We start from the raw sequence: 6,859 nt of genomic DNA, 5'->3' as shown, positions 1-6,859 counted from the left end.
GCGCATTGCTTGTCGGTGGCGGTTACGCGGAGTACGCCGTTGCCCCGCTCCCGCAGTGCCTTCCGATACCCCAAGGCTTTTCGGCGATCGAAGCGGCGGCATTGCCGGAAAACTATTTTACGGTATGGAGTAACGTGTTCGACCGCGGGCGCCTGGGGCAAGGCGAAGGCGGCGAGCATGAAAGCCTGCTGGTGCAAGGCGGCTCGAGCGGCATCGGCGTAACCGCGATCCAGCTCGCGCGCGCTTTGAGTCATCGCGTGTTTGCTACGGCCGGTAGCGATGAGAAGTGCCGGGCCTGCGAAAAATTGGGCGCAGCAAAAGCCGTCAACTACAAGACCGAGGATTTCGTCAGCATCATCCATGCGCAAACCGGTGGCCGTGGCGTCGACGTGATTCTGGATATGGTGGCCGGCGATTATGTACCGCGTGAGCTCGATGTCCTGGCCGAAGGCGGTCGGCTGGTCGCCATCGCAACGCTGGGCGGCAACCAGGCAGGCATCGATATTGCCAAGATCATGCGCCGACGCATCACGATAACCGGCTCGACCTTGCGACCTCGTCCGGTCGCATTCAAGGGAGCCATTGCGCGCAGCCTGCACGAAAAGGTTTGGCCTCTCTTGGCTGCGGGGACCGTTCATCCGGTGATTCATGGGGTGTTTCCGGCGTCAAAAGCAGCGGAAGCACACGCCTTGATGGAGAGCAGCTCGCATATCGGGAAGATTATGCTGAGCTGGTGAATGTGCTGCTGGTTGAAGGGGTCTCGAACAACAACGCGTGGCTTTTTCGTGCGCTGTCTTTGAGACCCTCGGAACGGCTACGAAGCTCGCTCATGTTCCGCGAAAGCTTCGCCGATAGGAGGCCGGCGATGTGGCAAACGCCGCGGCAAAATGCTGCCGCAGCGATACGGTGGAGCCGAAACCGCTCGATTCGGCGATGCGATCCATCGTTTGGTCGGTGGTCTCCAGCAACCGCTGTGCATGGGCCAGACGCTGCGACAGAAGCCATTGCGTCACGCTCGTTCCCGTCGTGCTCTTGAAGCGCCGGGTAAAAGTGCGGCGGCTCATCGCGGCACGATCGGCCAGCGCATCCAGGGAAAGCGGTTCATGCAGATTCGCCAGCGCCCATTCCAGGGTGCTGTTCAGGCGATCGGTGTGATCCATCTTCGGAACAGGTTGTTCGATGTACTGCGCTTGCCCGCCATGACGATGCGGCGCGACCACCATGCGGCGAGCAACCCGATTGGCAACTTCGGCACCGTGGTCGCGGCGCAACAGATAAAGGCAGCAATCGATCGCGGCGGCAGTGCCTGCCGATGTAATGATGTCGCCATCGTCCACGTAGAGCACATCGCGCTTGAGCAAGACATGCGGATAGCGTTCGGCGAAATCGTCCATCCAGACCCAATGTGTCGACGCGCTGCGTCCATCGAGCAAGCCAGCTTCGGCCAACACGAACGCCCCCAGACATAAGCCCACGATGCGTGCGCCGCGCGCGTGTGCCGCCACCAAGGCGTCGAGCAAGGCTTGCGGTGGACGCTCCGCCGGATCGCGCCAAGCCGGGACAACGATGGTGCCAGCGTCACCCAATCGTTCCAGCCCATAAGGCGCATCGATCGAAAAACCCGCCATGGTCCGCAAAGGACCCGGTTCGGCTGCGCAGACCATCAGCTCATACCGAGGGGCACCTAGCCGGGCCAGATCCTCGCCGAACACCATGCAAGGTACAGCCAGGTGAAACGGGCTGATCTGGTGGTAAGCAACCACCGCGACGGTGTTATGGACGCTCTCGGCAGACATGGCCCGATCCTATCACAGAGTGTCCCGTGAGCCACTTATTCGCCCACCGCGCGAAACGAATAATACCCGCCAAGCCGAGCACTGCACTGCACGGCGGCTCGCCGGGCTACGCCCGATAAACATAAATCGTTGATTTAAGGAGAATTAGTATGAAAAGCGCACTCTTCGCCTCATTGATCGCCATGGCCGCCACCGGTCCCGCGGTTGCCGTTGCTTCCGACCACCCCACCCTGCGCGCCATCGGCAGTGCCACTGCTCCGAAGTCGCTCGACGCCAAGACGACTGCCCTGGTAGTCATCGACTTCCAGGAGGAGTACTTCTCCGGCAAGCTGCCAGTTCCCGATGGAGCCAAGGCACTCGGCCAGGCCCAGAAGCTGGTGCGCTTTGCCGACCAGCACGGCATCGAAGTGATTCATGTGCAACACATCACCCCGGCTGGCTCGCCGATCTTTGCCGAAGGCAGCAAGGGCGCGCAGATCGTCGACGGCATCAAGCCAGGCAAGAACCATACGCTGCTGACCAAGAACCAGGTGAGCGTGTTCGCCAGCACGGATATCGATGCGCGCTTGCGCGCCAAAGGCATCAAGACCTTGATCGTTTCCGGTTTGATGACGCACGCCTGTATTGCCGCCGCGTCGCGTGAGGCGGTGCCGCTCGGTTACAACGTCATTGTCGCATCCGACGCGGTGGCTACGCGCCCGATCAACGCATTCGACGGCAAAGGCGTAGTATCGGCACAGGACCTCAACCGTGCAGCGCTGACGGAGATTTCCGATGCGTTTGCCGCCGTGGAGCCGACCGGCGACATTCTTGCCTTGCCGGTGAACTGATTCGCTGTCAAACCGCATCGCCGAGAGCCCGGGCAACCGGGCTCTCTCCTTTTATGCGAGGCGGGCGCCATTGGGAACGCCGCGTTCGACGGTGGTCACCACGATCCCTTCATCGGTATGGAAACCGGTCAACAGGAACTGGGACCGGAACGGACCGATCTGCTTTTCGGGGAAATTGATCACGCCGACAATCTGGCGCCCGAGCAGATCCTCGGGCTTGTAGATGCCGGCGATCTGCGCGCTGGTTTTCTTTTCGCCATACGGACCGAAATCCACCCACACTTTCAACGCCGGCTTGCGCGCCTCAGGAAAGGGTTCCACACGCACTACGGTGCCGGCCACGATCAGTACTTTTTCAAAATCGCTCCAGCCGATAGGCTCGACTTCGTGTGCGGTAACGTCGCTCATCCTTCCAATCTCGTCTTGAACCAGTCTTTGCCCTGCTCCAGCCAATAGCTCGCCTGCGCGGCGAGATAGCCCAGCGGACGGTAGGTATTATCCAGGCCGTAGTGCATGAACGGCTTCCAGGCATCGCTGCCCTCGGCTAATGCCGCGGCCAGTAGTTCGCCCGCGGCACAGGTCGGTGCCAGGCCATGTCCGCCGAACGCCTGTGCCCACCACAAGCCATCGCCCTGCGTGCCGATCTGTGGCATCTGATGACGCGCATAGCTCATCAGGCCGGACCAGGCATAGTCCACCCGGGCATTCTTCAGGACAGGAAACACCTTCAGCATATCGTTCATCAGCAGGCGCTGCACGGCGCGTGCCGAGCGGTCGCGCACCGAGATGCGCCCACCCCAGAGCAATCGGGTATCCGGCAGCGGACGGTAATAATCGAACGCAAAGCGCGTGTCGTACACCGCGGCACGTGTACGCAAGATATCGTCGAGGCGCTCACCTAGTGGCTCGGTGACCATCACATAGGTCGCGATCGGCAGGATTGCGCGATCGATCTGCCGATGCAGGCCGCCCAGATAGCCGCCGCAGGCCATGACCACCTGCTCTGCGAGAACCTCCCCATGCGTCGCACAGATATGCCAGCGCTCGCCTTCGCGCCGAACGCGCCAGACATCGGTTCGCTCATGAATGCGCACGCCCTGCTCATTGGCCGCGCCCGCCAGGCCAATGGCGAAATTGAGCGGATGCAGATGCAGCGCATGGCGCTCGTAGAGTCCATCGAAATAGCGATCGCTACGCACCAGCTCGCGCAGGCGCTCACGCTCCAACCATTCCCATTCGATTCCGTAGTGCTCGGCCAACAATTGTTGGCGGCCGCGCAGGACATTCGGATCGCGAAACCAATTAGCCCAGATCACGCCTTCGTCGACCATCTTGCAGTCGATGGCATAACGTCCGACCAAGTCGCGAATGCGCCTTACCGCATCGGTCGTGCGCTCGAACATGGCGCGTGCCTGCTGCGCGCCGTGCGCCTCCAGCAGGGCTTGCTCGCCGAGCGAATATCCGGCGAAGACGAAACCGCCGTTACGCCCGGAAGCTCCGAAACCTACTTGTTCGCGCTCCAGCAGTACCACGTCGCGAACGCCGCGCTCGGCCAGCCCCAGTGCAGTGTGCAGACCGGCAAAGCCTCCGCCGATGATCGCAACCTTGGCTTCGACACGCCCTTCCAATGGCGCATACGCCTCATAGGCGCTGGCTGTAGCTCGATAGTACGAAGGGGCTGCGGTGTGCTTCATTGTGGTGGGATGCACCAGGGCACGGGAAGGTTGGAAGCATAGCTTGAGTAAAGAGTGAGTGGCAGGAGCACCGGAAAGGGCCGCATTTCTCTAACTCCTCACTTCTCTCCACTCACTGTTTACTCCACAAGACTCACTCCCAGCCCTCGCCGATCGCTCTGGCCCCGATCGTCCACCACGCGCACTTCGTAGTTGCCGGCCCCTGGAGCATCCCAGAACAGCAGCTCGCCTGGGGCGCTATGTCCGACATAGGCGTCATTGACGAACCAGTACAACTGGTGCACTGCGGCATCGGCATTGGCGGTCAATGCGATACGCCCCTGGCCCGACTGCTTCAGGCGCATGGTGTAGATGCTGCCGCGCAGCGGCGAAGTGATGCGTGGAGGTTCGCCGACAGGGGCGCCGCTATCCATGCAAGCATCGTTCAACGGCGGCTTCCGCCGTGGAATGCCGGCCTGGACGAAGACCCGCTGCAATTCGGATGGCCAGAACTCGTACACCTCGACGTGCGTGCGCTTGCCTTCATAAGGCGGGCAGGCCGCCTTGCCAGTGGCATCGTCGATGATCACCGGCCGATGAACCTGGCTGACACGGATCGGGGACTTGCCCGGAATGAACCAGGTCCAGCCCTTCTGTGGGCACCATTGGTTCGGTAGTTCTCCGCTGGCCAGGCAAATCTGCTCCCGCTTGAGATTGGCCGGCATGCGGTGCACCGGCTCAATCATGCCCGGCCATTGGGCGCGCATGGCATCGACGATCTGGAAGAACAACGGCGCGGCCGCCTCGACGCCGACAAAGGCCGGGTTGCCACTGCCGTCGAAATTACCTACCCAGACGATCAGCACATAGGGGCCGAAGCTGCCGGCGGTCCAGGCGTCACGGAAACCCCAGGATGTACCGGTCTTCCAATAGGTCGGCAATCGCGAGGGATTGGCGCCGGTCGCCTCGTCCGGACGCGGATTCTGCCTGAGTATATCCATCGCCATGAAGCTGGCCTCGTCGCTCAGCAGACGTGTACCGGTGGACGGTTGCTCGCTTGCCAGCCAACGCAGCGGCTTCAACTCGCCACGGTTGGCGAGCATGGCATAGAGCCCAGCCTCTTCCTGCATGGTGACCTCGCCGCCACCGAGCACCAGGGCCAGGCCGTAGTGCTTTTCGCTGGCCATGCGGCTGATGCCGGCGCTTTTGAGAAAGTCATACAGACTGGGCTTCTGCAACTGCGACGCCACCCACACCGCCGGAATGTTGCGGCTGCGGATCAACGCATCGGTCGCAGTGATGGGCCCGAGGAAATGCCCGTCGAAGTTTTCCGGCGTGTATGGACCGAACGAGGTCGGCACGTCGCGTAAGACGGTCTGCGGATGCAGCACGCCCTGGTCGAAACCGAGCGCATAGATGAATGGTTTGAGCGTCGATCCTGGCGAGCGCTTGGCCAGGGTACCGTTGACCTGTCCCTGGATCTCGGCGTTGCGGTAGTCGGCCGAGCCGACCAGTGCTTTGACGCCCATGTCGCGCGTATCGACCAGGATGGCGGCGGCGTTGCGCACACCTTGCATCTGGCTGCGCTTGATGAAGCCGTCCACCTGACGCTCCAGCGTATGCTGCATATCCAGGTCCAGCGTGGTCGCAATGCGACTATCGATAGATTGACCGTCGATACGCCGCGTTACCAGAATCTGCTCGACGGCGTGCGGCGCTTCGAATGGCAATTGCGAAAGCGGACGTAGATTCAGTGGCAACGCGAACAATGGCCTGAGCATCGCATCGCGCGGGTGATGCTCTATCCAACGAGCGTAGAGCCGGTTGCGCGCCGTAGCCAGGTATTGGCTGATGATGCCGATCGGCGTATCGCTATCGAGCGAAGGCGCGCGCAAGCGACGACTCGGATCCTGCGGAATCACCGCGAGGGTCAGCGCCTCAGGCAGATTCAGGGCTGCCGGCGATTTGTCGAAATAGACCAGACTGGCTGCGCCCACGCCCTCGACATTGCGTCCGTACGGCGCGTAGTTCATGTACGCCTCCAGAATCCGATCCTTCGGATAGAACAGCTCCAACCGGATCGCCAGCGCGACCTGCTTGAGCTTGCCCCAGGGAGAGCGTGTATTGAGCCGATACAGCAGGCGCACCAGCTGCATGGTAATGGTGGAGCCGCCCTGCGGATTGCCATGGCGTACATAGGTGACCCAGGCGCCACGCATCAAGCCATACGGGTTGAAACCGGGATGCCAGCGGAACCAGCGGTCCTCGTGCAATTGCACGGCCTCCACCAGTGCCGGCGACATGTCCTTCAGCGGCACCCACAACCGATAGCGATCGTCGTTAGCCAGGGTCAGGCGCAGCAGGCGCTCCCGGTCGTCATAGACCGCCGTCGATGAAGGCAAGGCATCGTGCAAAGCCGGATGTGGCCACATCCGGATACCGATCAGCAGACATGCCACCAGACCGGCACCCACCAGCCAGTTCTGCCAACGTCGAACCCAATGGATGACAGCCTGGACGAAAGAGGACAACCAACGGCTCATGCTATTCGATGCCGCCC

6 protein-coding genes are annotated in these 6,859 nt (G+C 61.7%); 2 read left to right on the top strand and 4 right to left on the bottom strand.

Annotation, left to right across the window (positions count from 1 at the left end; genetic code table 11):
* Positions 1–737: NAD(P)H-quinone oxidoreductase (locus tag VIM98_RS15590; RefSeq protein ID WP_331994028.1), on the top strand; the 737-nt coding region annotated here is incomplete at its 5' end.
* Positions 738–827: 90 nt separating this feature from the next.
* On the opposite strand, the gene VIM98_RS15585 is transcribed toward VIM98_RS15590, so the two are convergent.
* Positions 828–1,796 carry a helix-turn-helix domain-containing protein gene (locus VIM98_RS15585; protein ID WP_331994027.1) on the bottom strand — a complete coding sequence of 323 codons (969 nt, stop codon included), beginning with the start codon at positions 1,794–1,796 and terminating at the stop codon, positions 828–830.
* Between the two features lie 149 nt (positions 1,797–1,945).
* Between VIM98_RS15585 and VIM98_RS15580 the strand changes: the two genes are divergently transcribed.
* Complete coding sequence (locus tag VIM98_RS15580) at positions 1,946–2,626, top strand: cysteine hydrolase family protein (RefSeq protein WP_331994026.1); 681 nt, start codon at positions 1,946–1,948, stop codon at positions 2,624–2,626.
* A gap of 51 nt (positions 2,627–2,677) precedes the next feature.
* Here VIM98_RS15580 and VIM98_RS15575 read toward each other — a convergent pair whose 3' ends face one another.
* The 3 genes from VIM98_RS15575 to pbpC all read right to left on the bottom strand — a co-directional run bounded on the left by VIM98_RS15575 (position 2,678) and on the right by pbpC (position 6,842).
* On the bottom strand, positions 2,678–3,034 hold the full coding sequence (locus VIM98_RS15575) for a tRNA-binding protein (RefSeq protein WP_331994025.1): 357 nt from the start codon (positions 3,032–3,034) through the stop codon (positions 2,678–2,680).
* A complete protein-coding gene (locus VIM98_RS15570; protein WP_331994024.1) occupies positions 3,031–4,320 on the bottom strand; it encodes an FAD-binding oxidoreductase in 1,290 nt (429 codons plus the stop codon). The genes VIM98_RS15575 and VIM98_RS15570 overlap by 4 nt, the downstream gene beginning before the upstream one ends.
* 119 nt (positions 4,321–4,439) lie before the next feature.
* Positions 4,440–6,842, bottom strand: coding sequence for a penicillin-binding protein 1C (gene pbpC, locus VIM98_RS15565; RefSeq protein WP_331994023.1), 2,403 nt, complete (start codon positions 6,840–6,842; stop codon positions 4,440–4,442).
* Between the last annotated feature and the right edge of the window lie 17 nt (positions 6,843–6,859).

Source organism: Dyella sp. (assembly GCF_036568765.1).
Taxonomy (GTDB): Bacteria; Pseudomonadota; Gammaproteobacteria; order Xanthomonadales; family Rhodanobacteraceae; genus GSA-30.
The sequence above is the reverse complement of the archived record's forward strand: the minus strand, read 5'-3'. Positions and strand labels throughout refer to the sequence as shown.

Bases quoted from the DNA above. Each gene is read 5' to 3' on its own strand.
- VIM98_RS15570 (WP_331994024.1), bottom strand. From the start codon at position 4,320: ATGAAGCACACCGCAGCCCCTTCGTACTATCGAGCTACAGCCAGCGCC.
- VIM98_RS15580 (WP_331994026.1), top strand. From the start codon at position 1,946: ATGAAAAGCGCACTCTTCGCCTCATTGATCGCCATGGCCGCCACCGGT.
- pbpC (WP_331994023.1), bottom strand. From the start codon at position 6,842: ATGAGCCGTTGGTTGTCCTCTTTCGTCCAGGCTGTCATCCATTGGGTT.
- VIM98_RS15585 (WP_331994027.1), bottom strand. From the start codon at position 1,796: ATGTCTGCCGAGAGCGTCCATAACACCGTCGCGGTGGTTGCTTACCAC.
- VIM98_RS15575 (WP_331994025.1), bottom strand. From the start codon at position 3,034: ATGAGCGACGTTACCGCACACGAAGTCGAGCCTATCGGCTGGAGCGAT.